This window comes from Porphyrobacter sp. LM 6 (assembly GCF_001720465.1).
In the GTDB taxonomy this organism is placed as follows: Bacteria; Pseudomonadota; Alphaproteobacteria; order Sphingomonadales; family Sphingomonadaceae; genus Erythrobacter.
On sequence record NZ_CP017113.1, the window covers coordinates 1,614,984 to 1,641,445 of the forward strand.

25 protein-coding genes, 1 tRNA gene and 1 other RNA gene are annotated in these 26,462 nt (G+C 64.3%); 19 read left to right on the forward strand and 8 right to left on the reverse strand.

The genetic code is table 11. From position 1 onward, the window contains the following. Positions 1 to 10: 10 nt before the first annotated feature. The gene (locus BG023_RS07665; RefSeq protein ID WP_069309936.1) at positions 11 to 289 is read left to right on the forward strand and encodes an ETC complex I subunit; all 279 of its coding nucleotides are present in this window, start codon (positions 11 to 13) and stop codon (positions 287 to 289) included. Between the two features lie 35 nt (positions 290 to 324). Beyond that, positions 325 to 419: signal recognition particle sRNA small type (gene ffs / locus BG023_RS07670), an RNA gene on the forward strand. Position 420: 1 nt separating this feature from the next. On the opposite strand, the gene BG023_RS07675 is transcribed toward ffs, so the two are convergent. Further along, on the reverse strand, positions 421 to 906 hold the full coding sequence (locus BG023_RS07675; protein WP_069309937.1) for a DUF4188 domain-containing protein: 486 nt from the start codon (positions 904 to 906) through the stop codon (positions 421 to 423). A 123-nt stretch (positions 907 to 1,029) separates the two neighbouring features. Between BG023_RS07675 and BG023_RS07680 the strand changes: the two genes are divergently transcribed. From BG023_RS07680 to BG023_RS07695, 4 genes are all read left to right on the forward strand, one after another. Then, positions 1,030 to 2,808: a DNA polymerase III subunit gamma/tau gene (locus BG023_RS07680; RefSeq protein ID WP_069309938.1), complete on the forward strand. Its 1,779-nt coding sequence runs from the start codon at positions 1,030 to 1,032 to the stop codon at positions 2,806 to 2,808. A gap of 13 nt (positions 2,809 to 2,821) precedes the next feature. Next, positions 2,822 to 3,163, forward strand: coding sequence for a YbaB/EbfC family nucleoid-associated protein (locus BG023_RS07685; protein WP_069309939.1), 342 nt, complete (start codon positions 2,822 to 2,824; stop codon positions 3,161 to 3,163). A 118-nt stretch (positions 3,164 to 3,281) separates the two neighbouring features. Then, positions 3,282 to 5,690 (forward strand): endopeptidase La, encoded by a 2,409-nt coding sequence (gene lon / locus BG023_RS07690; protein WP_069309940.1) that lies wholly within the window; start codon positions 3,282 to 3,284, stop codon positions 5,688 to 5,690. Positions 5,691 to 5,918: 228 nt separating this feature from the next. Next, positions 5,919 to 6,191 carry an HU family DNA-binding protein gene (locus BG023_RS07695; protein WP_069309941.1) on the forward strand — a complete coding sequence of 91 codons (273 nt, stop codon included), beginning with the start codon at positions 5,919 to 5,921 and terminating at the stop codon, positions 6,189 to 6,191. Between the two features lie 97 nt (positions 6,192 to 6,288). Here the strand turns inward: BG023_RS07695 and BG023_RS07700 are convergent, their stop codons facing one another. Beyond that, the gene (locus BG023_RS07700; protein WP_069309942.1) at positions 6,289 to 7,200 is read right to left on the reverse strand and encodes a hypothetical protein; all 912 of its coding nucleotides are present in this window, start codon (positions 7,198 to 7,200) and stop codon (positions 6,289 to 6,291) included. Between the two features lie 25 nt (positions 7,201 to 7,225). Beyond that, positions 7,226 to 8,017, reverse strand: coding sequence for a 23S rRNA (guanosine(2251)-2'-O)-methyltransferase RlmB (gene rlmB / locus BG023_RS07705; RefSeq protein WP_069309943.1), 792 nt, complete (start codon positions 8,015 to 8,017; stop codon positions 7,226 to 7,228). 173 nt (positions 8,018 to 8,190) lie between these two features. Between rlmB and BG023_RS07710 the strand changes: the two genes are divergently transcribed. The 6 genes from BG023_RS07710 (at position 8,191) to BG023_RS07735 (ending at position 12,460) form a co-directional block, all read left to right on the forward strand. Then, positions 8,191 to 8,276: transfer RNA gene (locus tag BG023_RS07710), tRNA-Tyr, on the forward strand. A gap of 200 nt (positions 8,277 to 8,476) precedes the next feature. Further along, the gene (locus BG023_RS07715) at positions 8,477 to 9,685 is read left to right on the forward strand and encodes a tyrosine-type recombinase/integrase (protein WP_069309944.1); all 1,209 of its coding nucleotides are present in this window, start codon (positions 8,477 to 8,479) and stop codon (positions 9,683 to 9,685) included. Between the two features lie 89 nt (positions 9,686 to 9,774). After that, the gene (locus BG023_RS14695) at positions 9,775 to 10,497 is read left to right on the forward strand and encodes a hypothetical protein (RefSeq protein ID WP_150122822.1); all 723 of its coding nucleotides are present in this window, start codon (positions 9,775 to 9,777) and stop codon (positions 10,495 to 10,497) included. A gap of 123 nt (positions 10,498 to 10,620) precedes the next feature. Then, complete coding sequence (locus tag BG023_RS07725; RefSeq protein WP_069309946.1) at positions 10,621 to 10,812, forward strand: helix-turn-helix domain-containing protein; 192 nt, start codon at positions 10,621 to 10,623, stop codon at positions 10,810 to 10,812. Between the two features lie 533 nt (positions 10,813 to 11,345). Beyond that, on the forward strand, positions 11,346 to 11,576 hold the full coding sequence (locus BG023_RS07730) for a hypothetical protein (protein WP_069309947.1): 231 nt from the start codon (positions 11,346 to 11,348) through the stop codon (positions 11,574 to 11,576). A 293-nt stretch (positions 11,577 to 11,869) separates the two neighbouring features. Then, positions 11,870 to 12,460 carry a hypothetical protein gene (locus BG023_RS07735; protein WP_069309948.1) on the forward strand — a complete coding sequence of 197 codons (591 nt, stop codon included), beginning with the start codon at positions 11,870 to 11,872 and terminating at the stop codon, positions 12,458 to 12,460. 20 nt (positions 12,461 to 12,480) lie between these two features. Here BG023_RS07735 and BG023_RS14700 read toward each other — a convergent pair whose 3' ends face one another. The 3 genes from BG023_RS14700 to BG023_RS07750 form a co-directional block, all read right to left on the reverse strand. Then, the gene (locus BG023_RS14700) at positions 12,481 to 12,969 is read right to left on the reverse strand and encodes a surface-adhesin E family protein (RefSeq protein ID WP_150122823.1); all 489 of its coding nucleotides are present in this window, start codon (positions 12,967 to 12,969) and stop codon (positions 12,481 to 12,483) included. A 1,030-nt stretch (positions 12,970 to 13,999) separates the two neighbouring features. Continuing rightward, positions 14,000 to 16,375, reverse strand: a complete 2,376-nt coding sequence (locus tag BG023_RS07745) for a YbcC family protein (protein ID WP_069311199.1) — start codon at positions 16,373 to 16,375, stop codon at positions 14,000 to 14,002. A gap of 31 nt (positions 16,376 to 16,406) precedes the next feature. Then, positions 16,407 to 17,966 carry a proton-conducting transporter transmembrane domain-containing protein gene (locus BG023_RS07750; RefSeq protein WP_069309950.1) on the reverse strand — a complete coding sequence of 520 codons (1,560 nt, stop codon included), beginning with the start codon at positions 17,964 to 17,966 and terminating at the stop codon, positions 16,407 to 16,409. Positions 17,967 to 18,091: 125 nt separating this feature from the next. On the opposite strand from BG023_RS07750, the gene BG023_RS07755 reads away from it, so the two are divergent. From BG023_RS07755 to pssA, 4 genes are all read left to right on the forward strand, one after another. Beyond that, positions 18,092 to 19,006 (forward strand): LysR family transcriptional regulator, encoded by a 915-nt coding sequence (locus BG023_RS07755; protein ID WP_069309951.1) that lies wholly within the window; start codon positions 18,092 to 18,094, stop codon positions 19,004 to 19,006. A gap of 28 nt (positions 19,007 to 19,034) precedes the next feature. Further along, positions 19,035 to 20,168 carry a beta-ketoacyl-ACP synthase III gene (locus BG023_RS07760; protein ID WP_069309952.1) on the forward strand — a complete coding sequence of 378 codons (1,134 nt, stop codon included), beginning with the start codon at positions 19,035 to 19,037 and terminating at the stop codon, positions 20,166 to 20,168. 48 nt (positions 20,169 to 20,216) lie between these two features. Further along, positions 20,217 to 20,969, forward strand: coding sequence for a phosphatidylserine decarboxylase (locus BG023_RS07765; RefSeq protein WP_069309953.1), 753 nt, complete (start codon positions 20,217 to 20,219; stop codon positions 20,967 to 20,969). 140 nt (positions 20,970 to 21,109) lie between these two features. Then, a complete protein-coding gene (gene pssA, locus BG023_RS07770) occupies positions 21,110 to 21,880 on the forward strand; it encodes a CDP-diacylglycerol--serine O-phosphatidyltransferase (protein ID WP_069311200.1) in 771 nt (256 codons plus the stop codon). Here the strand turns inward: pssA and BG023_RS07775 are convergent. Then, a complete protein-coding gene (locus BG023_RS07775; RefSeq protein ID WP_069309954.1) occupies positions 21,813 to 22,070 on the reverse strand; it encodes a hypothetical protein in 258 nt (85 codons plus the stop codon). The two genes, pssA and BG023_RS07775, sit on opposite strands and share 68 nt — an antisense overlap. 294 nt (positions 22,071 to 22,364) lie before the next feature. On the opposite strand from BG023_RS07775, the gene rpsB reads away from it, so the two are divergent. From rpsB to BG023_RS07790, 3 genes are all read left to right on the forward strand, one after another. Continuing rightward, on the forward strand, positions 22,365 to 23,147 hold the full coding sequence (gene rpsB, locus BG023_RS07780) for a 30S ribosomal protein S2 (protein WP_069309955.1): 783 nt from the start codon (positions 22,365 to 22,367) through the stop codon (positions 23,145 to 23,147). Positions 23,148 to 23,277: 130 nt separating this feature from the next. Further along, positions 23,278 to 24,204: a translation elongation factor Ts gene (tsf, locus tag BG023_RS07785; protein ID WP_069309956.1), complete on the forward strand. Its 927-nt coding sequence runs from the start codon at positions 23,278 to 23,280 to the stop codon at positions 24,202 to 24,204. 113 nt (positions 24,205 to 24,317) lie between these two features. Continuing rightward, entirely contained in the window at positions 24,318 to 25,241 is a 924-nt protein-coding gene (locus BG023_RS07790; RefSeq protein ID WP_083234772.1) for an alpha/beta hydrolase, read from the forward strand. 54 nt (positions 25,242 to 25,295) lie between these two features. On the opposite strand, the gene BG023_RS07795 is transcribed toward BG023_RS07790, so the two are convergent. Beyond that, positions 25,296 to 26,363 carry an MBL fold metallo-hydrolase gene (locus tag BG023_RS07795; protein WP_069309957.1) on the reverse strand — a complete coding sequence of 356 codons (1,068 nt, stop codon included), beginning with the start codon at positions 26,361 to 26,363 and terminating at the stop codon, positions 25,296 to 25,298. Positions 26,364 to 26,462: the final 99 nt, after the last annotated feature.

The following is a 26,462-nucleotide window of genomic DNA, read 5'->3' on the forward strand; positions in this document are numbered from 1 at the left end:
GGGTGCAGCCATGACGGCAAGGATCTACCAGCAGCCCAAGCACGCGATGCAATCGGGCAAGGCCCGCACCGATGATTGGGTGCTCGAGTTTGAACAGTCGGCGGCGCGCTTTGCCGATCCGCTGATGGGCTGGACAGGGACGGGCGATACGCAGTCGCAGGTGCGGCTGACTTTCCCCAGCAAGGACGCGGCCAAGGCCTATGCCGAGAAATACGGCATCACGGCGCGCGTTCACGCCACGCCGGCCAAGCGGCTCAAGCTCCAGGCCTACGCGGATAATTTTCGCTGAGTTGATTTTCTCGTCGAGCCACGCCATATGCCCGCCCGGGAGTCGGGTGGACGTTTGCGTCCGCTCACCGAGTCAGGTCCGGAAGGAAGCAGCTCAGGTGGATTGCGGCGGGTCGCTCGGCTCCTTTTTCCTCACTTTCCGGAACTGATGCGCATCCGCTCGCGGGCGGCGTTGCGCGATCCGGTTGCGGGGACGATCCCGGTAAAGCGCGCAAGGCCGAAAGGCGGCATGTTGCCATAGACCGTCTCGTGGGCTCCGCCGGGCTCAGCATAGGTTTCGTGGTAGATACCCACCGTGCCGTCATTTCCGATCCGACGGTTGAATTCGGTCCATGCGGGCCAATGGTTGGCGTCTCGATCACGGGCATAGGCCTCGAGGCTGTCGAAATCCCGCCAGTACTGGATCAGCAATATCTGCCGCAGGCTGCACAACGCATATTCGGTGCCGATAAAGCCGCTTTCCGGGTTCATGCTGAGTTCGCGGATCATCGGCCCCATCGCCCGGAACACCGGCAGCCATTTGCCGATCTTGTGGAAGTGGTTGATCCGCATGCCGATCATGAACACTACCAACGGGCCTTCATGCCTGTCGGTCATACGCCCCGGAATGATGGACATGCTGCGCTTCTCCTTTGGCAAGGTGATCGAAACAAGCCGCTGGCCTGTCAAGGCGTATGGAATGTCGATGACTGGGTGTGAGGGCTTCGACATTCACCCGCAGCTTGCCTACAGTGGCCCACGATGAGCGATTCCGATCCCGAACTGCCCGAAGACGATACTGGCCCGACCGCTGAAGAGCTGGAGGCTGCCGGGCAAAGCGCCTTGTTCGGCGATCCCGCGCCTACCGCCCCGCCGCCCGCCAAGGTTGAGGCACCCGCGCCCACGCCAGTGGCAACTACCAACCAGCCCTATCGCGTGCTGGCGCGCAAGTATCGGCCGCAGACCTTCTCCGAGCTGATCGGGCAGGAGGCGATGGTGCGAACCCTCGCCAATGCCATCGCGCGCGACCGTCTGGCCCATGCCTTTCTGATGACCGGGGTGCGCGGGGTCGGCAAGACGTCGACCGCGCGGCTCATCGCCAAGGCCTTGAACTGCGTCGGGCCGGACGGGCAGGGCGGTCCGACGATCGACCCTTGCGGACAATGCGAGCCTTGCACCGCCATCGCGGAAGGGCGCCATATCGACGTGATCGAAATGGACGCGGCCTCGAACACCGGGGTCGACGATGTTCGCGAGATTATCGAACAGGTGCGCTACGCGGCGGTTTCGGCGCGCTACAAGATCTACATCATCGACGAAGTTCACATGCTGTCGCGCAACGCCTTCAACGCGCTGCTCAAGACGCTGGAAGAGCCGCCGCCGCATGTGAAGTTCCTGTTTGCTACCACCGAGGTCGACAAGCTTCCCGTTACGGTTCTGAGCCGGACCCAGCGGTTCGACCTGCGCCGTATCCCTGCCGCACTGCTCGCCGAACACTTTGCCAAGGTGTGCAGTCTCGAGGGCGTCGAGGCCGAAGGCGAGGCGCTGGCGATCATCGCCAATGCCGCCGAAGGATCGGTGCGCGACGGGCTTTCGATCCTTGATCAGGCCATTGCACATGCGGACCTCGATGGCGAAGGCAAGGTCTCGGCGACGCGCGTGCGCGATATGCTGGGCCTCGCTGACAAGAGCGCGCAGCGGCGCCTGCTGGGCCATGTGCTCGAAGGCGACGCGCAGGCGCTGCTGGCGGCGGTGGACGAGCAATATGCGCTTGGCGTCGAGCCGCTGGCGCTGATGCGCGCGCTGATGGACCTCACCCACCGCATTACTCTAGCGCAGGTCTCCGGCGGCGAGCCCGACGCGCCTGCCGAGGAAGAACGCGCAGCGCTCGCCGATTTCGCCGCGCGGCTGGGCGCGGCGGAGCTGCATCGCTTGTGGCAATTGTTGCTCAAGGGACACGACGAAGTTCGCACCGGCCCCGATCCGCTGGTTTCGTTGCAGATGGCCTTGCTGCGGATTCTCCACGCGGCGCAGATGCCCGATCCGGGCAAGCTCGCCCGGCGGATCGAGGAACTGGCGGCAAGCGGCATGGTGGCCGCGCCTACGGGCGAGGGCGCTCCCGCCGCCGCCCCGGCGCCGGTGGCGGCCACCCCTGCGCAAGACTGGGCAGCGCTGGTCGATGCGGTCGATGCCGCAGGCCAGTTGCGCGTTGCCCAGATGATGCGCGACCGGGTGCGGGTGATCGAACTCGGTTCTGAACGGCTCGTCTACCAGCAGGCGGACAACTTCCCCGATGACCCTGCGCCCGATATCCGCGAGGCGCTGTTCAAGGTTACCGGCAAGCGCTGGCTAGTGGAGCGTGGCACGGGCGCTGCCCAGCCTTCCCTGCGCGAAGTCGCCGAGGCCGAAGCCGTTGCCGAAAACGAGCGCATCCGGTCCGACCCGCTGGTCAAGGCCGCATTCGAAGCCTTTCCCGAAGCCGAGCTGATCGACGCCCCCGTCAAAGCCGCAGCCGGCGCGGGAAGCCCCCCGTGGAATTGAGGAGTACCCCCTGATGAAGTCGATGGAAGAGATGATGAAGGCAGCCCAGGCGGCGGCCGAGACCATCCAGAAGCAGATGAACGAGATGCAGGTGAAGCTCGACTCGATTGAGGTCGAGGGCACCGCGGGCGGCGGTCTGGTGAAGGTCCGCGCCAGCGCCAAGGGCCGCATCCTTGGTGTCAGCATCGACGACAGCTTGATGACCCCTGATGACAAGCAAATCCTCGAAGATCTCGTCGCTGCCGCCTTCAACGATGCCCGCGACCGCGCCGACCGCGTGTCGAACGAGCAGATGAAGGAGATGCAAGGCTCGATGGGCCTGCCGCCGGGGTTCAATCTGCCCGGGCTGGGGTAAGCGTTTTCAAGGTCGACCGCGTCCACAGCTTAGCTTGCGCGCCCCATTGCGGCGCGCCTGAGCGCTACCCATATTCCGATCAAAGGCAGGCCCACATGGCCGCCGTGGACACGAAAATATGACCCAGACCTACCCTCTCCTCCCGCTGCGCGACATCGTCGTGTTCCCCGGCATGGTCGTCCCGCTGTTTGTCGGGCGCGACAAATCCGTGGCGGCGCTGGAAGCCGCGATGGAAGCCTCCAAGGATATCGTCCTGCTCGCCCAGCTCGATCCGGGCTGCGATGATCCGGATGGCGATGATCTCTACGATGTCGGCGTGGTGGCGCAGGTGCTGCAGCTGCTGAAGCTGCCCGATGGCACGGTGCGCGTGCTGGTCGAAGGCAAGTCCCGCGCCCGCCTCGCTGCGCTCGAGGACGTCGGCACCCACTTGCTGGCCGAGGTCGAGGCGGTCACGCCCGAGACCGTTGCCGGCAGCGAAGTCACCGCGCTGATGCGCCAGGTGGTCGAGCAGTTCGGCGAATATGTGAAGCTCAACAAGAAGCTTGGAGAAGATGCCGGGGTCGACCTTTCCGAGGTCGATGATGCCGGGCAGCTGGCCGATACCATCGCGGCTGCGATTAGCGCCAAGGTGTCGGACAAGCAGGGCCTGCTGACCGAGACCAATCCCCTGAAGCGGCTCGAACTGGTGATGTCCTTCATGGAAGGCGAGCTGTCGGTGCTCCAGGTCGAACGCCGCATCCGCGGGCGCGTGAAGCGCCAGATGGAGAAGACCCAGCGCGAATATTACCTCAACGAGCAGTTGAAGGCGATCCAGTCCGAACTGGGCGGCGGCGACGACGGCGAGGGTAACGAGATCGCCGAACTCACCGAGAAGATCGAGAAGACCAAGCTTTCCAAGGAAGCCCGCGCAAAGGCCAATGCCGAGCTCAAGAAGCTGCGTTCGATGCAGCCGATGAGCGCTGAGGCAACCGTGATCCGCAACTATCTCGACGTGCTGCTCGGCCTGCCGTGGGGCAAGAAGTCGAAGCTGAAGAAGGACATCGGTCGCGCACAGGCGATCCTCGATGCCGATCACTATGCGCTCGAGAAGGTCAAGGACCGCATTGTCGAGTATCTCGCGGTGCAGGCACGCACCAATAAGCTGAAGGGGCCGATCCTGTGCCTCGTCGGCCCGCCGGGCGTGGGCAAGACCTCGCTCGGCAAGTCGATCGCCAAGTCGACGGGCCGCGAATTCGTGCGGCAGTCGCTGGGCGGCGTGCGTGACGAGGCGGAAATCCGCGGCCACCGCCGCACCTATATCGGCTCGATGCCGGGCAAGATCGTTGCCAACCTCAAGAAGGCGGGGACCAGCAATCCGCTGTTCCTGCTCGACGAGATCGACAAGCTCGGACAGGATTTCCGCGGCGATCCGGCTTCGGCGCTGCTCGAAGTGCTCGACCCGGAACAGAACGCGAAGTTCCAGGACCACTATCTGGAGCTGGACCTCGACCTTTCGGACATCATGTTCGTTTGCACCGCGAACAGTCTCAACCTGCCGCAGCCGCTGCTCGACCGGATGGAGATCATCCGGCTCGAAGGCTACACTGAGGACGAGAAGGTCGAGATTGCCCAGCGCCACCTCGTGGAAAAGCAAGTGAAGGCGCACGGCCTCAAGAAGGGTGAATTCACCCTCAAAGAAGAGGCTCTGCGCGATCTCATCCGCTATTACACACGCGAGGCCGGTGTCCGCACGCTCGAGCGCGAGATCGCCAAGCTGTGCCGCAAGTCCCTGCGCCGGATCCTCGAGAAGAAGTCCGACAGCGTCACGATCACGCCGGAAAACCTCGGCGAGTTCTCGGGCGTGCGCAAGTTCAAGCATGGCGTGTCCGAAGCCGAGCCGCAGGTCGGCGCGGTGACGGGGCTGGCGTGGACGTCGGTTGGCGGCGAGTTGCTCACCATCGAAAGCGTAACCACCCCGGGCAAGGGCGAGATCAAGACCACCGGCAAGCTCGGCCAGGTCATGAATGAGAGCGTCCAGGCGGCCTTCAGCTTTGTGAAGGCGCGCGCGCCCGCCTATGGCATCAAGCCGAGCGTCTTCAATCGCAAGAACATCCACATCCACCTGCCCGAAGGTGCGGTGCCCAAGGACGGGCCGAGTGCCGGCATCGGGATGGTCACTTCGATCGTCTCGACCCTGAGCGGTATTCCCGTGCGGCCCGAAGTGGCGATGACCGGTGAAGTCACGCTGCGCGGCCGGGTGCTGGCTATCGGCGGGTTGAAGGAAAAGCTGCTCGCGGCGCTGCGGGGTGGGATCAAGACGGTTCTCATCCCCGAGGACAACGTCAAGGATCTGGCCGAAATCCCCGCCAACGCGAAGGAAGGGCTGGAGATCATCCCTGTCGCGCATGTCGACGAGGTGCTGGCGCGCGCGCTGACCCAGCCCCTTGAGCCGATCGAATGGACCGAGGCCGATGATCTGGCGAGCCAGCCGGGCGGCGCTCCGGCGGCTGCCGCTCCGGTCGCGGGGGAGAACCCGACCGCACATTGATGAGCGCTGCGGCGGGGCGATGCGTCGACCCGCTGCCGCGCCTGACGTGTCTGCCGTTTTTTTGCAGGCGCGCGCCCTAGGCTGCCCAATTCGGGACGTCTCGGAGCGAAGCCGCTGTGCGGGCCCTATTTGCCTTTGACAGTCTCCGGAAAAACGGCTCAATCTGCCGCCTTTCGCAAGCGCGATTCACGACATTCCAACGTACATCTCAAGTGAGGGGGATCCCACATGAACAAGAACGACCTGATCAGCGCCGTCGCCGATACCAGCGGTCTGTCCAAGAGCGATGCCGCGAGCGCGGTTGAAAGCGTGTTCGACACGATTACCAAGGCCCTTTCGGGCGGCGACGAAGTGCGTCTGGTCGGGTTCGGCACCTTCTCGGTGGCCAAGCGCAAGGCTTCGACCGGCCGTAACCCGCGCACGGGAGAGCCGATGAAGATCAAGGCGTCGATCCAGCCGAAGTTCAAGGCGGGCAAGGGTCTGAAGGACGCGGTCAACTAAGTCCGCGCCGGATCCGGCAACGTTTCACACAGGGGCAAAAGAAAACCCCGCCAGCCTCGCGGCCGGCGGGGTTTCTCTTTGCCTCATGCAAACGCGCTCAGCGCGGGGTCGTCGCGATCAGCGCTGTCGGTGACTGGGTGCTGCGCGGCGTGATCTTCCAGACCAGCGCTTCGCCGCCGGCGGTCATCGCCTGCGGACCTTCGTCGGTGTTGTTGGCGAGGATCCGCATTCCCGGTGCCGCGCTGATGGTGAAGGTGCCATCGAGCATCGGCACGCCCGGGATTTCGGGGGCAGCCTCGCCCTCGGCTACGTCGCCTTCGCGCGCCGCGCCCATCGCCGCCAACCCAGCAAGCGAACCCATGCCGCCCATCATCGCCGCCATCGGATTGTCGCCGTTCTGGACGACGAAGGCCGGCGCATTGATCCGCACCTGGCCGCCATCGCGCAGGATCATCTGGACGAAGGGATTGGTCGGCGGAAAGCCTTCGATGGTCGGGAACATGAAGTCATGGCTCAGCGAGCCGCTGGCCGAATAGCTTACCTCGAACAGCCCATCGCCCTTGTGGACGACGCGGTTCCAGCCCTTCTGGCGTTCGAGCAGCCGCACCATTTCCTCGGTCGCCTTGGGGTCGGAAGGGTCGATGCCGCCCATGATCGCCTTGATCATCTCGGCATCCTTCTTGGCCTTTTCAGCGCGTTCGGCGGCACCCGCTTCCCATTCCTCACGCTGGGTGGCCTCTTCTTCGGGGGTGCAATCGCGGGTCTCGAAGGTTTCCTCGTCGTAGCAATTGGCCGCAAACGGCTCGTCCGTCGTCGCGCCCATGAGTGCGAGTTTGGACAGGCCAAGGAAGAAGATCTCGCCTTCGTAGCTGAAGCGGAAGCTGTCCGGCCCGGTGATCGCGAGCTCGGATGTGAACTTGCCCGGCGACATGAAACAGCCCGACAGCGCCAGTGCGAAGCCGGCCAGCACGGCTGCGGCGCGCAGGCGGATCGTGGAAAACATGGTCATGGCAACTCCCTCCCTCGGCCCGGTTTTACCCGCGCGTGGCCACGGCATAAAGCGCAATCGCTGCCGCGTTCGAGACGTTGAGGCTCTCGATCGCCGAGGTGATCGGCAGGCGGGCGAGCACATCACAATGCGCGGCGATGTTGTGGCGCATGCCTTCACCCTCGGCGCCGAGCACGATCGCGAGCGGGCCGGTGGGCATGACTTCGGCAAAGGTCGCCTCGGCCTCGCCGGCAAGGCCGATGCGCCAGTATCCCGCCTCGGCCAGTTCCTCGAGCGCGCGGGCGAGATTGACCACGCGCACCCATGGCACCGTCTCGAGCGCGCCCGAGGCGGACTTGGCGAGCACGCCGCCTTCGGGCGGGGCGTGGCGGTCTTGCGTGATGATCGCGGCGGCGTTGAAGGCCGCGGCCGAGCGCATGATTGCGCCGACATTGTGCGGATCGGTGACCTGGTCGAGCACCACGATCGGGCGGTCAGCTTCTCCCAGCGCGACTTCATCGAGGAACACATCTTCCAGCGGCGCGCATTCCAGCACAAGCCCTTGATGCGGTGCATCTTTCGCGACGAGCCGGGCGAGGTCTGCGGCTTGCGCGTGCTCGATCGGGAAATCGGCCGGAAGCTCGCCGTCGAGGCTTTCCAGCCCCTCGGGCGTGGCCCACAGCTTGCGGTGCTGGCGCTCGGGGTTCTTGAGCGCGGCCTCGACTGCGTGGCGGCCCCACAGGCGCACCTGCCCGCTACTGGCCCGACCCGAACCGCGTCCGCCCTTCATGCGTCCTGCACGGCCGCGCAGCGCGCGCTTTTTCTCACCTTTGCTCATGTTGTTTCCCGCCTGAGGCTATCCAAAAGCGTCCCCTGCCAGCAGGGCCATTGACAGGCAAGCAGTGCTTCGCCAAAGGGGCGCCTCTCGGCGGCGAGGTCGGTTACGGGCTCGTGCTTTTTCAGGGCGGATATCGCTCAGGAACGCCCCCCTTGATCCGAAGGGGACTGTGTGGACAGGTGGCCGAGTGGTTAAAGGCAGCAGACTGTAAATCTGCCCGTGCAAGCGTACGCTGGTTCGAATCCAGCCCTGTCCACCACTTTCCCTTTTGCTGACATTCTCCCGGCACCGCCGGAGAGCGCGGTTTCCAAAGGAAAAAGTGCTCGCCATTGCCCGTCCCCGTTCATTGCCAGCCGTCCCGAAGCGCGGTAAAGTGTGGGTGAGAAATGTGGGGGAGCGGTAAGGAAGGGGTAAATTTCCATCCTTTCCCCCCACACTTTCGATCGGCTGGAGATCGACATGGGGAAGCTGACTGCCAAGCAAGTTAAAGACGCGCTGAAGGTGCCGGGGTCGTATCAGGACGGCGACGGCCTTTTTCTGAAAGTCGATAAGCGCGGCGGAGCCTCATGGTATGTGCGGGTGCAGAGCGGAGGAAAGCGGAGGGACGTTTCCCTTGGCACCGCTAAGCTTATTTCGCTGGCAGAGGCGCGGGGAATGGCCGTGCTCGCCCGCAAGGCAATCAAGATCGAAGGGCGGGACATTATCGCGGAGCGCCGCAAGGATAAGGCAGAGGCGGTGACATTCCGCCAAGCGGCGGTGCAGTATCACAGCGAGAATAAGGGCGGCTGGAAAAGCGAGGGCTATTCGGAGCAATGGCTCGCCAGTTTGGAGCGGCACGTCTTTCCCCGCTTTGGCGATCGGCCCGCAAATGACATTGTGGCGAGCGACATAATCGCGGCGCTCTCGCCCATCTGGCAGGCATATCCCGAAACAGGGCGGCGGGTGCGGCACCGTATCTGCACCGTGCTGAATTTCGCCCACGCGCGCGGCTGGCGCACACATGAAGCCCCTTCGAGCAATGGCTCCCTGAAAGCAGGAAACGGCCTGCCCAAGCAGACGGGCGAGCGCCAGCACCGTAAGGCTATGCCCTACAAGGCCGTGCCGGAATTTCTGGAGCAATTGCGGGCGAAGCCGTCATTCGGGCGGCTGGCGCTGGAATTTGCCGTGCTCACTTCGGCGCGGAGCCAAGAGGCGCGGCTGGCGACTTGGGAAGAGATCGACCTAGAGGCGAAGCTTTGGACGTGTCCTGGCGAACACATGAAGCGCGGCAAGACGCATATTGTCCCGCTAAGCGAGGCGGCGCTGGCGGTGTTGCGAAAGGCGGCGGCGCTGAAGCTGGCAGGCTCCAATCTGATCTTTCCCGGCATGAGCGGCGGGCCAATGTCGGACATGACATTGCTGAAAGTCCTGCGGGATGCGGGCGAGCCGTTCCACGTGCATGGCTTTCGATCGACATTTACCGATTGGGCGGCGGACAAAACCACCTTCCCCAATGCCGTGGTTGATGCTGCGAAGGCGCACAAGACACCGGATGCGACTGAAGCGGCCTATCGCCGGACAACCCATTTGGAGAAGCGCACGAAGCTTATGGAGGCTTGGGGCGCATATTGTGCCAGCCGCACGGGCGGAAAGGTGATCGACTTCCCAAATGCGGTAAACGCGGGCTAAGCTATTACAGGGGATAGGCAGGCCAGCCGACAAGCGCGCTTCCCACGCGCTTCCCCTTCCTTTTGTGGGAGCCGCAAGGGAAGCGGGCGATGACTGACCATCAATCTGCACTCAAATTGATTCAGCAGTTGGAATGGGAGAAAGCGGCACCTGATGGCAGCACATTCGAAGTGCGGCGATCTCTCTCGGAAGTCATCAATCAGCTAGCTTTTGAAGGCTTTGCCAACCCATCAAAAGCGGTGCTCGACTTGCTGGCTGACGGCCAGCTTCGCGCCGTAGGTCTGTATCATTGGGAATCTGCCCGTTTGGAACATTTCAGTGGGGAAGGTTCGGGCGTGATCCCGCAAAGCCGATGGCAGAAAATCCGACAAATTCAGCAATCGAAATATCGCTTTCTCAAAGTTTCCTTTGTCATTCTTGATTTCGAAGGCGAACAACCCTTCGTTTGGGACTGGCAAAGAGATCATGTCACCTATGCCACGGTTTCTGAAGGTCTTCATTTCACCGCACTCGAATATGAGGAAGATTATTTCTACGCGTCGGAAATTGAGATCCAGAGGCCTGAAGTGGCCACCACTTCAAATTCCGGAAGTAAGAATACCGGAGGCCGTCCCCGTGTCTACGAGTGGGAGCGGGCCGTTGCCGCCGTCGCTTTGAGTTGGGGGAACACTAACTGGGAGCCGACTAAACCAGCAGATGTGGCGGAACGGCTTCTGGAGTGGTTTTCGAAAAATGGGCAAGAGCCTGCCAACGCGGCAGTGAAGCCCTACGCGAAGATGTTATTTGAAGAAATACAGGCAGTTAAAGACTGAAATAACTTGGGTTTTTTCCGGTTATTTCGCCATACTGGCCGACTCGATCTGAACCCTTGCGTATCCCGGCGGCACCTCTCGCAATCGTGCGAGCAGGAACGGCCAACTAGGGAAACCATAGGCATGACTTACTTCGAACCCGTCCTTTGCAGTGTCGCTCAGGCGGCGCTCGCTTTGGGTATTGGCAAGACCAAGACCTATGAATTGATTTCAGAAGGCTTGCTCGACACCGTGACGATCGGAACGCGGCGGCTGGTGACAGTCGAAAGCATCCGGCGACTGGTGGAGAAAGCGCAGATGGATGAGGCGGCCTGAGATGCGGGCGGCCCAAACAATGCGAGCCGGGACGGCGGCAACCATTCCCGGCTCGATTGGTGTCAATGCTAGCGGCCTGACACCCTCACCTAACCCTTGCGCGCAAGCAGGGCAATCAATTCCCGCGCTGATGCCAGCCGGACGGGAAGGGGGTGCGCCATGAGCGCCCATTCCCTTCGCGCGGCGATCGACGGCAAGTGCCGGGATTGCGGAGCCTGTGACGCGGGGGCCAATTGGCGCGAGCACGTGTCCTGTTGTCCCGTTACGGATTGCGCCCTGTGGCCTGTCCGTCCCGTCTCGAAAAGCGCGCCCGATTGGCTCGCCAGCCGTGATGCCGGGGCGCTCCCGCAAGGCTGGCAGGCGCTTCCGTTGGAGGCGGCGCTCGCCCTGCTACGGAAAGATCATTCGAGCGGCCTACAGGATAGCGTGAGGCCGTCCTGTGGCGATCGGGCAAGCGAGGGAGGGGGATTGTCCCAATTCGCCCTCAAGGCGCTCGCAAGCGGCCCTGTGGCAGTCCCGAAAGGCGGTGCCGGATGGTGATCTTTGAGCAAGAGCACGGAAAGCACGTCTGGCGGCTGGAAGCGACTGTCTGGAATGGCGAGGCGCGGCTCCAAGTGTGGCCGTGGTTCTGGTCTAAGGACGGCGGCGATCTTCGCCCGTGCGCGGCCCGCTTTGGCGGCGGCTTTGCCATTCCAATTGAGCGGCTAGGCGAGCTGGTGACGGCTTTGCAGGCGATCGAGCAAGGCAACGACCGCGCCGGATAATCCCGGCAATCGGGCGCAACACAGGGCGGGGGCGGACATTGCGAGCCGTCCCCGCATCCCTTCCGCCCACGTTCACTTGAAAAACAAGACAGGGTTTGCAGATGCCGGACGGCCAAGGCGAGCAAAGTCCCGAAAACACGGTAAGAATCTGGCAAGCGGCTGGCCGTGGGGCTAAGCCCCGTCCCGAATTTTCCGGCACCGTAAAAAAGCCCGCTAAGCCAGCGGTTTGCGCTGCTGACTTGGCGCTTGGCACGGGCCTTGCCAATATACCTATAACGCTAGGGTGCGGGCCATTGGCTCCCGTGCCGTCCCTGTTTGCTCACGGCGGCGCTCGTAATCGCGCTGACAGGACAAGCGAGGGAATATCGCTCGACAAGGCGCAAAGGCTTATTGCGGCAACCCGGCGGGCCAGCGCGATCGGCAAGCCGTTCACCCATCTCATTACGGTGCATTGGGAGGCGGCTGGTCTGTCAGATGCCGAAGCGATGAAAGCGACAACCGCCGCACTAAAATACTGGCGAGAATGGCTACGCGGGGAAACGGCCTACATCTGGACGCGCGAAAACGGCGACGGGAAAGGCTCGCATTTGCACGTCCTGGCCCATTTGCCGGAAGGCCGTGAGATCAATGGCAGGCGTTCAATGCGTTGGGTTGAGAGCATCACGGGCGAGCCGTATCGGCGCGGCGCTATTTTAAGCGAGAAAATCGCGGGTTCGAACCAGCCGGAAGGCGCGCTCTATGTCGAAAACCTTGGTGTTGCCTTAGCCTACGTGCTGAAGGGCGCGGAGCCGGACGCGGCTGCGGAAATCGGGATTGAGCACAAATTCGGCGGACGCGTTATCGGCAAGCGGTGCGGGATGAGCCGGAATCTGTCTCGCTGTTGAATAACGGTCGAAAGAAAGCCTCAGCCTGAGCAAAGAGAATTGGCAATGACGGCATAAGGGGAGCGGGGTCTGATATACGTCCAGTCTTCCAGCTTATCGACTTGATCATAGAGTGAGCCGTCTTCCGTGAGGGCCGTCTCAGCAGACCTACGAAAGCGTCCAGCACAATCGAAGGTTAGACGTGTAAGCATTTTAGATGCTCCAAGTGGGCGCGGATTTTTCAGTTTCCAATTGAGCCATATGGTAACATTTTTGCCTTCCCGACTGATGTCGGATTTGTATATCCAATAGGTGGTTTCCTCGCTTTCCCAACCATAGTCCGGGGTTTCGTTTCCCCACGGCTGCGGCTGGCTCTCTTTCGCACGATACTTTTCCCAAGGATCGCAACTCGCTCTTCCATCAGGGCAGGCACTTTGCTCCGCCTTTATTTCTGGGGCTGATTGCCACTCTGTCTCGCCGGATTGCGTTGATACTTGTGCGAGAGCGAACAACATAAACATCAGGCTCATTGAGCATCCCCCTCGATATAGCCCATGAAACCTAGCACGAGAGGCGATGCTGCGCCATTGTGTTGGTATCTAGACCTTTCTTGGATGAAACAATGCGCTTACCACAAAGCGCAAGACAACTGCGGAGCAATACGCGCGTGCGCGTAGCTAATGGGTGCGGGCGAGTTTTTTCACCATTCCGCGCGGGTGCGCGTATCTTGAAGCTAGTGCAGCTAGGGGAGGCGGCGTTGCGACTGATTGCCATTGGATTGCTGTTGGCTCTTGGGGGGTGCAACAATGACGGCTTGATCCTCCGCTCAGAGGCTGAGGACATTGCTGCGGACTATGCCGATGCAGCCGCGTCCCGACAGGCCACGCGCATTGATGAATTGGAAGCCCGCGTCCAAAATCTAGAGCGGGAGTTGGCCGGAAACAGAGCCGCCGTCTCCGCCGTTGCGAGGGTCGTAGATGACAATGCTGAAATTCTCAGTGATGACATTCTAAGAGGGGCAACGGCTCGCGGGGAGTGCGGGACTGAGGTGCAGAGCCTTCCAACCGGCGGGGTCATAACGCGTCCGATACCCTGCACCGCTGAGAACTACTTTAAGCGGCGATAACGGCGAGGAGCACCGGGACGGGGTGAGCAAATTTTTTGGGGCGGCGATCGGGCAGAGCGGTGCCACTCAAGCTGTATGTCGCAAAACCAGTTTTTCTCCCGCGCGCGAGGGGTTTCTAAAGTAGGCGAAAATAGCCGTCATGGTCGACCACTGTTACTCAAATGTGGGGGGGAGTGTGGGGGTATTTCCCGACTATGAAAAGTAATTAAATAAAATCAAATTTCTAATGGCTTAGTTCTATTCAAGCCCTGCCACCACTTCCTCAAACGTTCCCATGTTCCACGTGGAACACCCCGCAAATCGGGCCTAACAGGGGTCTAGAGGGGGTCTAAGGGGGGGCTAAACCGGCCAATCCTGCCCTGAACGGCCATCGCCCGCCCGCCCGGCCACTTGTGCGGCGGGGCGAACGGGCGATCTTCTGACGATACGACCCGTCAGGCAGCCAGCGAAGCCGGAGCAGCGTTGGTCCAGGTGAGGCCCGGCTGGTAGCGCGCGTCCACCTTGCCGCCATTGAGCGTGAAGAGGTGCAGCCAGCCGTTGTCGAACAGCGCGCGCACCGCAGGGTGCTTTTCGAGCACCTTGAGGATTTCCTCGCGCGGGGCCTCGATCATCACCGAGAGGCGCAGCGGTTCATGCGCGAGCGCGTCGCCATCGTGCACTGCCTGCCACGGCAGGCCGGGACGCAGCTTCCCGCCATTGCCCTCGATCACCCCGATCCCGCCGACGACGTTGTGGATCAGCTTGTTGCCGCCGCCGAACATTTCCGGCGCGACGCTGGAGCCGTAGTACTGGAGCGAGATCCAGCTCGCCACGACGACGGGTGCGGTGATGATCAACTCGAGCGTGCCGAAGCCCGCGTCCGCCTGCCAATCATAGGAGTGGAGGAACGCGCGCCCGCCAAGGTCGCGGCCCTGCGTCGCCTCGCGCGGGGCGGCGATGAAGGCGGCGCATCCGGCCAGACCCCATTCGGGGCGGATTTCGGCCCAGTTCTGGGCGCGTGCCGGGATGCTTTCGCCGCGCACGCCGGGCATCCGCAGTGCGCGTTCGGCGCGGGCGATCTTCGCCGCCTGCGCCAGCCAGCCGCGCACCTTGGCGAGATCGCCGTTGCGGGAGGCGGGCAGGCCATCTTCGTAGATGGTGATCGCATCCGTGGTGGTGTCGTGCAGACCCGCGACGAACAGCGTGTCGTCGGCCACCTCGACCCCGCGTGCGGCAAGGCCGGCGCGGGTTTCGGGATCGTTGAGCAGGATCGCCAGCAGACGGGCCGAAACCTCGCCCGTGTAGCCGCCGCAGGCGCCGCAATGATAGGCGCTCTCATGCGGGTTGTTGGTGACGTTGCCGCCGTGGCCGAGCAGCAGCACGATCTCACCGTGGCCCTTGGTCAGGCTCATCGCCTTGAGCACCGCCGCGCCGGTATCGGCCTTGGCCTCGGCGCTCATTCCGCCGATCACTTCGGGGGCGGGTTCGGGCTTGGCGGCGGGAGTGAAGCCCAGCGCCGACTTGACCAGCTTGACCGCATAGACCGGGCCCATCGCCTCCACGAAGGCGAAGGAGGAGACCGCCGCCTGACGGAAGCGGCCCCAGGCGCGTCGACCGCGCGCGGCGATGCGTGTCGCATGATCCTTGGCCGGATCGCCCGCGCTGGTGGTGTTGACCGCAGGGTTGAGCAGCACCGGCAGGCGCGCTTCGAGAATGTCCGAACCATGCGCGTGGTGTGCGAGCGGCAGGCCGAAGAACCCGGCAAAGCCGATGGTGGAGATGGAGTGATCGACGCTTTCGAGCGCGCGGCGGAACACTTCCGAACGCACGTCGATGCAGAAGGCGGCCTGAAGGAAGGGCCGCTCCACCACATCGGTCGCACCATCGAGCGCGGCGGTGAGGCGGCGCTGGTGGCCGCGATCGGCCGCATCCTGAAGAATGGCAAGCGCGACGTCTTCGGCGGTGGCGGTGACAGGCGCGGCGTGCGCGGCAACCGTGGCGGCCCAGCGTTCGGCAATCTGCGGGGTCTGCACCAGCAGCGCCTCGTCCCAGATAAGGCGGATCGCGAGCAGATCGAGCAGCGTGCGATCGGTGTCGCCCACCAGTTCGGCCTGCCACAGCAGCCAGCGCGCGTGCTGCGCCCAGCCGCCGAGGCTCATGTAGAGGCGGTGGAACGCGGTCGGCGCGGCGGCATCGGCAATGCCGAGCGTCTCGGCGGCGGAAAGGATCGCACGCTCGGTGGTGTCCGGGGCGCAGGCCACGTGGGCGCAGAAACCTTCGAGTCCCGCGATTTCGGGGGTGAGGTCATGCAGCGCCCAGGCGCGCCATGCGGTGAAGGCCTCACTGCCCGGCGCGGGCGACCACAGCGCCTGCCCGCGGTCAAACTGGCCGGCAGCCCACAGGCCGATGCACTTGTCGATCAGCGCGGGCCAATCGATGCCGGTCGCTTCCGCCGCGAGATCGGCGACGGTCGGCAGCGCGCGCGGGGCGGGGCCATCGCCCAGCCGCTCGGCAAGGGCGCGCAGGCTGGCAACGTCGGTCGGCTTGAGCGGCGAGGCGTTCGCAGCCAGCGCATCGGCGAGGTCTTCGTCGGTAATCTGGCCTTCGGCAATTGCAGCGGCATATTCGGCGCCCGTGCGGGTCACGCGGACCCCTGCGACGCGGGCCAGCCGCGCGGCGGTGGTGGCGAGATCCTCGCCGGTCTGGCCGAGGAAGGGATTGACCGCGACCGTCGCATCGAGCGGGAAGGCCGGCGGGATCGCGCGGGCGGCACCTTCGGCGGCTTCGAGCACTGCCGAGAAGCGGGCGGGGGCGATGTCTGCGTGGTTCATCAGCATGGCGTATCTCCGTGTGCGCGGCGGGTTAGCGGTTGGTGGTGCGGAAGCCGCCGATCGCGCGATCGAGCAGGGCGTTGAGGTAGAGGCCGTTGGCGAGATGGACGCGCAGGCCTGCGGTGGCCGGGTGGTGCGCCCACAGCGGGAACAGAGCCTGGGCAAAGGCGACAAGACCGAAGCTGGCGACCGCGATCACGATCATCGCCCATTCAAGCTCGCCCGGCATCGGTGCGGCGGGCAGCAGCGGCCCCCAGATCATCTGGGCGATGGTCTGGAAGCTGAAGTAGCCGATGGCGGCGGCGAGCGCCGAGGCGGCGGTACGCTTGGTGAGCGCAACCGGTGCGCGGTCGGCCAGGCCCTGTGCGACGAGGTAGGCCACCCCGAAAATCAGGATCGCGCCGAGCGCCAGGGCTTGCGGCGTCTTGGGGCCGAAGGCGTAGGTGAAGCTGCCGGCAATCGCGGCGAAGATGACCAGCGCGAGGGCGAAGCTCTTGAGCACCGCAGCAACGCTCGGCACGGCGACCGGGCCGGGGCGGCGGATGCTGGCGACATCGGCCACCGCACCGCCCGAGGAAAGGAAGGCGTGCGCCTTGTAGAGCGAGTGGGCGATGATGTGCAGCAGCGCCAGCGTCCAAAGGCCAAGGCCGCATTGCAGCAGCATGAAGCCCATCTGCGAGATGGTCGACCAGGCGAGCGCCGTCTTGACCGCGCTCTGAGTGAGCATGACAGCTGCGCCGAACAGCGCGGTGAAGCCGCCGATCATCACCAGCGCGGCCATCGCGCCGGTGCTCGCCTGCACCAGCGGCGCGGCGGTGATGAGCAGCACGCCGCCCGAGTTGATGATCCCGGCGTGGAGCAGCGCGGAGACTGGGGTGGGGGCCTCCATCACCTCGGTCAGCCAGCCGTGGAGCGGGAAGGCGGCGGTCTTGAGCGCGGCGGCAGCGACGATCGCCGCGACCGCGAAGGTGCCCGCGAGGCCCAGTCCGGTGGTGGTGGCAGCGGCGGTCAGACCGGCGAGTTCGAGCGTGCCGAAGCGGGCGAAGAGCAGGGCGGCAGCAATCGCCAGCAGCGCGTCGCCGCCGTGCCAGACGAGCGCGAACTTGGTCGCGGCGCGGCGGGCTTCGGCGCGGTCGGGGTAGAACAGCAGCAGCTGGCGCAGCGTCAGGCCGACCGCGAAGGTGGCGATGATCAGCACCGGCAGGGTGCCCGCCTGAACGAACAGCATGACCGCCGCGAGGGTGGTCAGCATCAACCCATGGAACGCACCCTCGCGCGCCTCTCCGTCGAGATAGGTGCGGCTGTAGCGCATCACGATCCAGCCGATGAAACCGACCAGCGTAGCGATGCTGGCGCTGACGAGGTCGCTGCGAAGAGCAAGGCCGATGGGGCCGCTGACGAGCGTGGTCAGCTCAGGCGCGGCCTTGAGCGCGGTCTGGACAAGCCCGCCCAGCGCCAGCGCGAAGGCGGCAAAGGCCGAGGCTTCGGACAGGCGCGGCAGGCTGCCGGGGCGCTTGCCGGGACGGGCCAGCGCGAGCAGGATCACCGGAACAAGAGCAAGCGGAGCAAGGATAGTCAGGGCAAGTGGCATGGCGAAACTCCGGCGAGGGGAGGGTTAATGCGTGCCGTGCCGGATAGAGGGTGGACAATTTTAAGGAAAATACATATTTTGCCCAAAATCATTCGCAATATTGGAATGATTAGCCGGAGCGCGCGATGGCCAGTCTCAATCTCCACCACCTGCGCCTGTTCCGCGCCGTCGCCCGTGAAGGCACGCTGACGGCGGCTGCAAAGGCGCTCAACATCTCGCAGAGCGCGGTCTCGACCCAGATCAAGGCGCTGGAACTGGACCTCGGGCATGATCTGTTCGAACGGCGCGGACGCAATCTAGTGCTGACCGAGGCGGGGCGGATCGCGCTCGATTATGCCGAGCAGATCTTCCGCGCCTCCGAACAGCTCACCGCCACCTTCCGCGCGGTGGGCGGACAGCGGAAGGTGCTGCGGATCGGCGCGCTCGCCACCCTGTCGCGCAACTTTCAGATGAAGTTCCTCGAACCGCTGATCGGGCGCGACGATGTGGAGGTGGTGCTGCGCTCGGGCACGCAGGGCTCGCTGCTGCGCGCGCTCGAGGCGATGACGATCGACGTGCTGCTCACCAACCAGGTGCCCGCGCGTGATGCGGCCAGCCCCTATCTGGTGCGGCGGATCGACGAGCAGCCTGTCAGTCTGATCGGCGCGCGCTCGCGGCTGATCATCGCAGCGCGTGGCCTGCCCACGCTGCTGGCCGAAGCGCCGCTGATCCTGCCCACGCCCGAAACCGCCCTGCGGGCCGGGTTCGATGCGATGATCGAGCGCATGGGCATCGTCCCGCGCATCGCCGCCGAGGCCGACGACATGGCGATGCTCCGCCTGCTCGCCCGTTCGGATGCGGGCGTCGCGGTGATCCCGCCGATCGTGGTGCAGGACGAGCTTGCCGCGGGCACGCTTTACGAGCTGGCCAAGCTGCCCGAAATTACCGAGCAGTTCTGGGCGGTTACCATCGCGCGCACCTTTCCCAATCCGCTCCTCAAAGACGTGCTCGGTGGTGAAGCCGGGGCGGCAGGGGTTGCGGGCGGCGAGGGCCGGCAGTAAGGCCGCGCCCTTCACGCAAGAGGGATCCATGCAGGAAACGCAAGCCAGCGCCGCACTCACCGGCCGCCCCGTGATTTCGGCCACCGGCCTGTTCACCCCGCCCGAATCGATCACCAACGAAGAGCTGGTGGCGAGCTTCAACGCCTATGTCGACGCGCATAACGCCGCGCACCCGGACGCTGAACCGCTGGCCTATTCCTCGGTCGAGTTCATCGAGAAGGCGAGCGGCATCAAGGCACGCCACGTGATGAGCAAGGCGGCGATCCTCGATCCGGCGACGATGTGCCCGCGCCTGCCTGAACGCGCCAATGACGAGCTTTCGGTAATGGCCGAAATCGGCGTGGCCGCAGCCAAGCAGGCGCTGGAGCGGGCCGGGCGCCGCCCGGAAGATGTCGACGCTGTGCTGTGCGCGGCATCGAACATGCAGCGCGCCTACCCCGCGATGGCGATCGAGATCCAGCAGGCGCTCGGCATCGATGGCTTCGGCTTCGACATGAACGTCGCCTGCTCCTCGGCGACCTTCGGGATCCAGACCGCCGCCGACTACATCCGCGCGGGCAACGCGAAAAGCGTGCTTGTGGTCAGCCCCGAAATCACCTCGGGCCACCTCAACTGGCGCGACCGCGACAGCCACTTCATCTTCGGCGATGTGGCAACGGCCGTGCTGGTGGAAGACGCCGCGATTGCCCCGGCGCAACATTGGGAAATCCTCGGCACCAAGCTGAAAACGGTGTTCTCCAACAACATTCGCAACAATTTCGGCTTCCTCAACCGCGCCGCGCCCGAAGGCGAGGGCAAGGCTGACAAGCTGTTCGTCCAGGAAGGGCGCAAGGTCTTCAAGGAAGTGGTGCCGATGGTGGCGCAGATGATCCTTGATGAAGCCGAGCGGCTGGGGATCGACGCTGCCGCGCTGCGGCGCCTGTGGCTGCACCAGGCCAATGCCGGCATGAACCGCTTGATCGCGCACAAGGTTCTCGGACACGAAGCGAACGAGGATGAAAGCCCGACCGTGCTCGACACCTATGGCAACACTTCGAGCGCGGGTTCGATCATCGCCTTCCACCAGCACAGCGATGATCTGGCGGCGGGCGACAATGGCCTGATCTGCTCGTTCGGTGCGGGCTATTCGGCCGGGACGGTGTTCGTCCGCAAGGTCGGCTAGGGCCTGTCCTGCTTGCGGGCAGGCCGACCACACCCTAGAAGCTGAACGATGGCAGGCGAAATCGTCGATAACAAAGGCCGGGGCGAGGCGGGCTGGCACTGGCCCGACATTCACCCGGAAGGGCGCAAGTTCGGGCTCGCGGCGACTTCTGTCAGCCTCGTGTTCCTGCTGCTGTTCGATTGGGAACTGGTCGGCTGGTCGAGCCTGCTGCTGTCAGCCGGGATCTTCGCCTTCTTCCGCGATCCCGAACGCGTGGTGCCGCAGGGCGATGGTACGATCGTTGCGCCCGCTGATGGCAAGGTCACCCAGATCATCGAGGTGGAGCCGCCGTTCGAACTGCGGATCGATGATGGCACCGGGCTTGCCGGCCTGCCCGCCGGGCCGGTCACCCGCGTCTCGATTTTCATGAGCGTGTTCGATGTCCACATCAACCGCACGCCGGTGGGCGGCACGGTGCGCCGCGTGGTCTATATCCCGGGCCGCAACATCAATGCCGATCTCGACAAGGCGAGCGAGGAAAACGAGCGCCAGCATATCCTGATCGAGCGCGGGGACGGGCTGAAGATCGGCTTTACCCAGATTGCCGGACTGGTGGCGCGGCGGATCGTGCCGTTCGTGAAGCCGGGCGATATCGTCGGCAAAGGCCAGCGCGCCGGGCTGATCCGGTTCGGCAGCCGGGTCGATATCTATCTGCCGGCTGGCACTGATCCCAAGGTGATGATCGGCCAGACGACGATTGCGGGTGAAACCGTGATTGCCGAAATCGGCCAGCGCGGCCTCATCGAAGGGATTGCGCAGTGAGCCGCCCGCCCGCCCGCAAACCTGTCCGCAAGGGGGCGCGCAATCTTCCGGGTGCGCGGTTCCTTGCCGCGCGGCTCGGCCCCAAGGCCGCCGAGGACGAGGATGACCTCGCCACTGTCCGCGATCCGCGCGCTGTCGGCCTGCCGCTGCGCGCGATGCTGCCCAACGCGATTACCGCTGCGGCGCTGTGTTCGGGCCTGACCGGCATCCGCTTTGCGATTGACGGTCAATGGGCGCTGGCGATCGGGCTGGTGGTACTCGCCGGCGTGCTTGACGGAATCGACGGACGCATCGCGCGCCTGCTCAACGCCCAGTCGCGCTTCGGCGCCGAGCTCGATAGTCTCGCGGATTCGCTGTCCTTCGGGGTGGCCCCGGCGCTGATCCTGTTCCTCTGGTCGCTGCATGACTGGCCGCGCTTCGGCTGGTTTGCCGCGCTGGCCTTCGCGATCTGTTGCGCGCTGCGCCTCGCGCGGTTCAATGCGCGGATCGATACTGATGATCAGCCGCACAAGTCCGCCGGGTTCCTGACCGGTGTGCCCGCGCCGGCGGGGGCGGGGCTCGCGTTCACGCCGTTCTATCTGTGGACTGAAACCGGGCTGGAGTTCTTCCGCCATCCGGTGGTGACCGCAGCCTGGCTGGCGCTGATTGCGGTGCTGATGATCTCGAACATGGCGACGCTTAGCTGGGCCTCGTTGCGGCCGCGCCGGTCGATCCGGCTGGGGCTGATCGCCTTTGTTGGCCTTGCCTTTGCCGCGCTGCTGCTCGAGCCGTGGTGGACGCTCTCGGCGATCAGTGTCGTCTATCTGGCGCTGGTGCCTTACGGCCTCGTCAAATACGGGCGGATCAAGCGGCGGCGCAGGCAGGAACAGGCCGCGTCCGCAGCAGCACCGGCGAGCGGCGATCCGGCGTGAACCGGGCCGGGGCGCGGCGCGCCCGCAGCTCCTGCGCTTCGACCTGCATCACGAAACCCGCTTCCATCAGGGCCGCTTCGCGCAGCAGCCGTTCATAGGCGTTGCGCCCCTTGATGGCGCTGTCGATGATGGTCAGCACCGCGACAATGCCGGTGACGGTGAGCAGCAGGGTGAGTGCAAGTGCGAACATGGCGAGATCCCCTTCGGTCTTTTCGTTCGTCGTTTGTTCTTACGTCTTGTTCCCTATATGTTCCGGCGTGTCAAGCGCCTTTTCGCAGGGCGCAGCGCGGATTTTTTGCGCGAGAGGGATTCGGGGCTGGATTTTGTGTCCGCCCGCAGCTAAGGGCCCGCTCGCGTCGGAGCAGGGCTGAGGCTCCATCCGGCGTTAACGTCACATGGAAGGCGCACATACCGGTGCCGTTTGCGGGACACTCCGCACTCGCGGTTCCAGCCTTCCAGAGGAACAACCGGAAAGGAATTACCTATGGCGGCACCTGTCGTCACGATGCAGCAATTGATCGAGGCCGGCGCTCACTTCGGCCACCAGACCCACCGCTGGAACCCGCGCATGAAGCCGTACATCTTCGGCGCGCGTAACGGTGTCCACATCATCGACCTGTCGCAGACCGTGCCGCTGTTCGCGCGTGCGCTCGATTTCGTCGAATCGACCGTGCGTTCGGGCGGCAAGGTGCTGTTCGTCGGCACCAAGCGTCAGGCGCAGGAGCCGATCGCTGAAGCTGCACGCATGTCGGGCCAGCACTTCGTCAACCACCGCTGGCTGGGCGGCATGCTCACCAACTGGAAGACCATTTCGGGTTCGATCCGCCGCCTCAAGAGCCTGGAAGAAATGCTCTCGGGCGACACCAGCGGCTTCACCAAGAAGGAAGTGCTCCAGCTCACCCGTGAGCGCGAGAAGCTCGAGCTGTCGCTCGGCGGCATCCGCGACATGGGCGGCATCCCGGACGTGATGTTCGTGATCGACGCCAACAAGGAAGACCTCGCCATCAAGGAAGCGGCCGTGCTCGGCATTCCGGTGATCGCGATCCTCGACAGCAACGTCGATCCCTCGAACATCGCCTTCCCGGTTCCGGGCAACGACGATGCGAGCCGCGCGGTGCGTCTGTACTGCCAGGCGATCGGTGAAGCGGCGCTGGCCGGCAAGGGCAAGTTCCAGGCCGACACCGCCGCCGATTTCGGCGCGATGGCTGAACCCCCGGCGGAAGCTGTGGTTGCCGAAGAACCGGCTGCCGAAGAAACCGAAGCCTGATTTTCGCGGGGATGCGGCGGGTTTTCCGTCGCGTTCCCGTCACATTCCCCCTCTAGCGCGCCCGGCATTGCCCCCCCTCCACGGGAACGGCAGGGCCGGGCGCCTGACAACACACAAGAAGGACACTCTCATGGCCGATATTTCTGTCGCCGATGTGAAGAAGCTGCGCGAGCGCACCGGCGCTGGCATGATGGACGCCAAGAAGGCGCTGACCGAAGCCAATGGCGACATCGAAGCCGCGGTTGACGCGCTGCGCGCCAAGGGCCTCGCCACCGCCCAGAAGAAGTCGAGCCGCACTGCGGCTGAAGGCCTCGTCGGCGTGCTCGTTCAGGGCACCAAGGGCGTTGCCGTCGAAATCAACTCGGAAACCGACTTCGTCGCCAAGAACGACAAGTTCCAGGACTTCGTGACCAAGGCGACCGCTGTCGCGCTGGCGCAGGGTTCGGACGATGTCGAAGCGCTCAAGGCTGCTGCCTACCCCGATGGCGGCACTGTCGGCGAAAAGCTGACCGACAACGTTGCGACCATCGGTGAAAACCAGCAGATCCGCCGCATCAAGTCGGTGTCGGTCACGCAGGGCGCGATCGTCCCCTACATCCACAACGCGGCCGCCGAAGGCCTCGGCAAGATCGGCGTGCTCGTCGCGCTGGAATCGGATGCCGATGCCGACACGCTCAACGCGCTTGGCAAGGACATCGCCCAGCACGCTGCTGCGATGTTCCCGCAGGCGCTGGACGCTGACGGCCTCGATGCCGAAGTGATCGAGCGCGAGCGCAAGATCGCTGCCGAAAAGGCTGCCGAAAGCGGCAAGCCGGCTGACGTGCAGGCCAAGATGGTCGAAGGCGCGGTGAAGAAATTCGCCAAGGAAAACGCGCTCCTCAGCCAGATCTTCGTCAAGGACGGCAAGGCAACTGTCGAAGAATACATCGCCAAGGCTGCCAAGGACGCCGGCAAGTCGATCAAGCTGGTCGATTACGTCCGCTTCCAGCTCGGTGAAGGCATCGAGAAGGAAGAAGTCGATTTCGCCGCGGAAGTGGCCGCAGCCGTCAAGGGCTGATCCTTCCCGGTCATCGGAAAATCGGCACGGGCCGGGTGGTATCGACCATCCGGCCCGTTGCATTTGTGCGGCCCACCGGTCACCTGCGGCCTGACAACGGGCAGGGATATTTCATGCACATCGCCAAGAGCGCCTTCATCGGCGCGGTCATGCTGTCGGCGTGTTCTGCGGCGCCCGCATCCGAAGTCGCCGCCGTTCCCGCCCAGCGTGGGGAGGGCCAGGCCTACGAATTGCTGGGATCGCAAGTCCACGACGTGGCCGATCCCGCTAGCGGCATCGACTATCAGGTCTTTGTCGCCTTGCCGCCGAGCTATGCAGCAAGCCCCGAACGCAGCTATCCGGTGGTCTATGTGACCGACGCGGATTACGGCTTTCCGGTGCTGCGCGCGATCGGGCGGCGGTTGAACGGGGCGGGCCCCCGGATCGAGGAGTTCATCCTCGTCGGCCTGTCCTACGGCAAGGGCGAGGATCCGATGGCGAGCCGTCGGCGCGATTATACCCCGAGCGCAAGAGGGGCGTCCGATGCACCCGAAGGCGCGCTTCACGGGCAATCCCAGCGGTATCGTGATTACCTGCGCGATACGGTGCTACCGTTCGTGGAAAGCCGCTTTCGCACCATGCCGGAGCGGCGGATCTATGTCGGCCATTCCTATGGCGGGCTACTCGGCGCGCAGATCCTGATGACCGAGCCTGCCATGTTCAGCGGCTATGTGCTGGGCAGCCCTTCGTTCTGGTTCGACAAGAAGTATCTGCTGCGGCAGGCACCGGGGCTGCTCGACCGACTGACGAAGGTCGATGCCGATGTCTATCTCTATGTCGGCGAATACGAAGCCCGGCGCGTCGGTGACCGGCGCTTCCAGCAAGAGGTCGACATGGTGGCCGACAATCGCACCTTTACCACGCTGCTGCGCGCGCGCGGGTTGGCCGGGTTGCGGTTGACGGACGAAGTGCTGGCAGACGAGGATCACCTCTCTGTCGCACCGCGTGGGTTCACCAGGGGGCTGCTGCACACGCTTGTCATAGAGCCTGGGGACTAGCCCCATCTGTCCTCTACGAAGAGCGTGGCGGCCGCTTGGGCCATTGCTGCCGGGCTAGAGCCGCTTGTCGCGCTCGATCCGGTCTGATCCGGGCAGGAGCGAGAAGATCATTCCGTCCTCACCGACGATGATCGTGCCGTCGAAATAGTCACCGGCATCGCCGAGGAAGGCCGGGTAGAAGAAGGCATTGGGGATTGGCGGGACGAGGTGCGTCAGCACCAGCTGCTGCACCCCGGCGACCTGCGCGCTCTGGGCCGCATCCTCGGGCGAAGCGTGGTAATCGAGGATATCGCGAGTGATGGTCGCGGTGTTCTCCTGACCGGCCGCGTCGAGCGCATCGGTCATTGAGAACACCAGTTCCGGCTGGAGCGCATCGTGGACGAGAATATCCGCGCCTTTCGCGGCTTGCTCGACCGAGGCGGTGCGCGCGGTATCGCCGGTGATCACCAGCGAACGACCCTTGTAATCGAAGCGGTAGCCCACCGCTGGCCGCACCGGTGAGTGATCGACCGGGAAGGCGGTGACTTTCAGCCCGTCGCGTTCGAACACGACCAGCGGTTCCTTGCCGATCGTAAAGGGCCGCGCTGCGACGCCGCCGCCGGTCGGGGGCACGATCTTGGGCCCGTGGTGCGCCACGCGGTAGCCGTGATCGAGCCGGTAGGCAGCGTTGAACCCTTGCGCGACTGCTTCCACCCCCTGCGGCCCATAAAGCGGAAGCGGCGCGCTGGCAGTGCCCTGCGTCCAGTAGAACAGCGCCAGCGGCCCCATGCCGTCGATATGATCGGAGTGGAAATGGGTCAGCAGCACGCCGTCGAGCCCGGCGATATCGAAGCCCATCAGGTTGAGGTTGCGCGCCCCGCCTTCGCCGATATCGACCACGAAGGCCTGATCGCCCGCGACCACCACCTGGCAGGGGCCAGCGCGGGCGGGATTGGGGAGGGGTGAGCCGGTGCCGCACAGGATCAGGTGCAGCCCGTCGCCCAATTGCAGGCGGCCCTCCGCTATGCGCTCGGTTACGCCCCGCGCGAACAGGCGTTCTCCCGCCTGCCGCTGGAACAGCATCACCGCTGCCACCAGAATTACCGCCAGCGCCAGTCCTGCGAACAACAACTTGCGTGTCATCGCTTCGTTCTCCCCCCAATCCCTGCACCGCCATGCAAGGCCTTTCCCTTTGCGCGCGTGTGGCTTGCTCGCTAAGGGAACCGCCATTCTACATTTGAA

Excerpts from the sequence above, each read along its gene's own strand:
- BG023_RS07795 (WP_069309957.1), bottom strand. The coding sequence starts at position 26,363 with ATGACACGCAAGTTGTTGTTCGCAGGACTGGCGCTGGCGGTAATTCTG.
- BG023_RS07715 (WP_069309944.1), top strand. The coding sequence starts at position 8,477 with ATGGGGAAGCTGACTGCCAAGCAAGTTAAAGACGCGCTGAAGGTGCCG.
- BG023_RS07680 (WP_069309938.1), top strand. The coding sequence starts at position 1,030 with ATGAGCGATTCCGATCCCGAACTGCCCGAAGACGATACTGGCCCGACC.
- BG023_RS07765 (WP_069309953.1), top strand. The coding sequence starts at position 20,217 with ATGGCAGGCGAAATCGTCGATAACAAAGGCCGGGGCGAGGCGGGCTGG.
- BG023_RS07665 (WP_069309936.1), top strand. The coding sequence starts at position 11 with ATGACGGCAAGGATCTACCAGCAGCCCAAGCACGCGATGCAATCGGGC.
- BG023_RS07760 (WP_069309952.1), top strand. The coding sequence starts at position 19,035 with ATGCAGGAAACGCAAGCCAGCGCCGCACTCACCGGCCGCCCCGTGATT.
- BG023_RS07695 (WP_069309941.1), top strand. The coding sequence starts at position 5,919 with ATGAACAAGAACGACCTGATCAGCGCCGTCGCCGATACCAGCGGTCTG.
- BG023_RS07725 (WP_069309946.1), top strand. The coding sequence starts at position 10,621 with ATGACTTACTTCGAACCCGTCCTTTGCAGTGTCGCTCAGGCGGCGCTC.
- BG023_RS07685 (WP_069309939.1), top strand. The coding sequence starts at position 2,822 with ATGAAGTCGATGGAAGAGATGATGAAGGCAGCCCAGGCGGCGGCCGAG.
- BG023_RS07755 (WP_069309951.1), top strand. The coding sequence starts at position 18,092 with ATGGCCAGTCTCAATCTCCACCACCTGCGCCTGTTCCGCGCCGTCGCC.
- BG023_RS07775 (WP_069309954.1), bottom strand. The coding sequence starts at position 22,070 with ATGTTCGCACTTGCACTCACCCTGCTGCTCACCGTCACCGGCATTGTC.
- BG023_RS07750 (WP_069309950.1), bottom strand. The coding sequence starts at position 17,966 with ATGCCACTTGCCCTGACTATCCTTGCTCCGCTTGCTCTTGTTCCGGTG.
- BG023_RS14700 (WP_150122823.1), bottom strand. The coding sequence starts at position 12,969 with ATGAGCCTGATGTTTATGTTGTTCGCTCTCGCACAAGTATCAACGCAA.
- BG023_RS07700 (WP_069309942.1), bottom strand. The coding sequence starts at position 7,200 with ATGACCATGTTTTCCACGATCCGCCTGCGCGCCGCAGCCGTGCTGGCC.
- lon (WP_069309940.1), top strand. The coding sequence starts at position 3,282 with ATGACCCAGACCTACCCTCTCCTCCCGCTGCGCGACATCGTCGTGTTC.
- BG023_RS14695 (WP_150122822.1), top strand. The coding sequence starts at position 9,775 with ATGACTGACCATCAATCTGCACTCAAATTGATTCAGCAGTTGGAATGG.
- BG023_RS07745 (WP_069311199.1), bottom strand. The coding sequence starts at position 16,375 with ATGAACCACGCAGACATCGCCCCCGCCCGCTTCTCGGCAGTGCTCGAA.
- rpsB (WP_069309955.1), top strand. The coding sequence starts at position 22,365 with ATGGCGGCACCTGTCGTCACGATGCAGCAATTGATCGAGGCCGGCGCT.
- BG023_RS07675 (WP_069309937.1), bottom strand. The coding sequence starts at position 906 with ATGTCCATCATTCCGGGGCGTATGACCGACAGGCATGAAGGCCCGTTG.
- BG023_RS07790 (WP_083234772.1), top strand. The coding sequence starts at position 24,318 with ATGCACATCGCCAAGAGCGCCTTCATCGGCGCGGTCATGCTGTCGGCG.
- tsf (WP_069309956.1), top strand. The coding sequence starts at position 23,278 with ATGGCCGATATTTCTGTCGCCGATGTGAAGAAGCTGCGCGAGCGCACC.
- rlmB (WP_069309943.1), bottom strand. The coding sequence starts at position 8,017 with ATGAGCAAAGGTGAGAAAAAGCGCGCGCTGCGCGGCCGTGCAGGACGC.
- BG023_RS07730 (WP_069309947.1), top strand. The coding sequence starts at position 11,346 with ATGGTGATCTTTGAGCAAGAGCACGGAAAGCACGTCTGGCGGCTGGAA.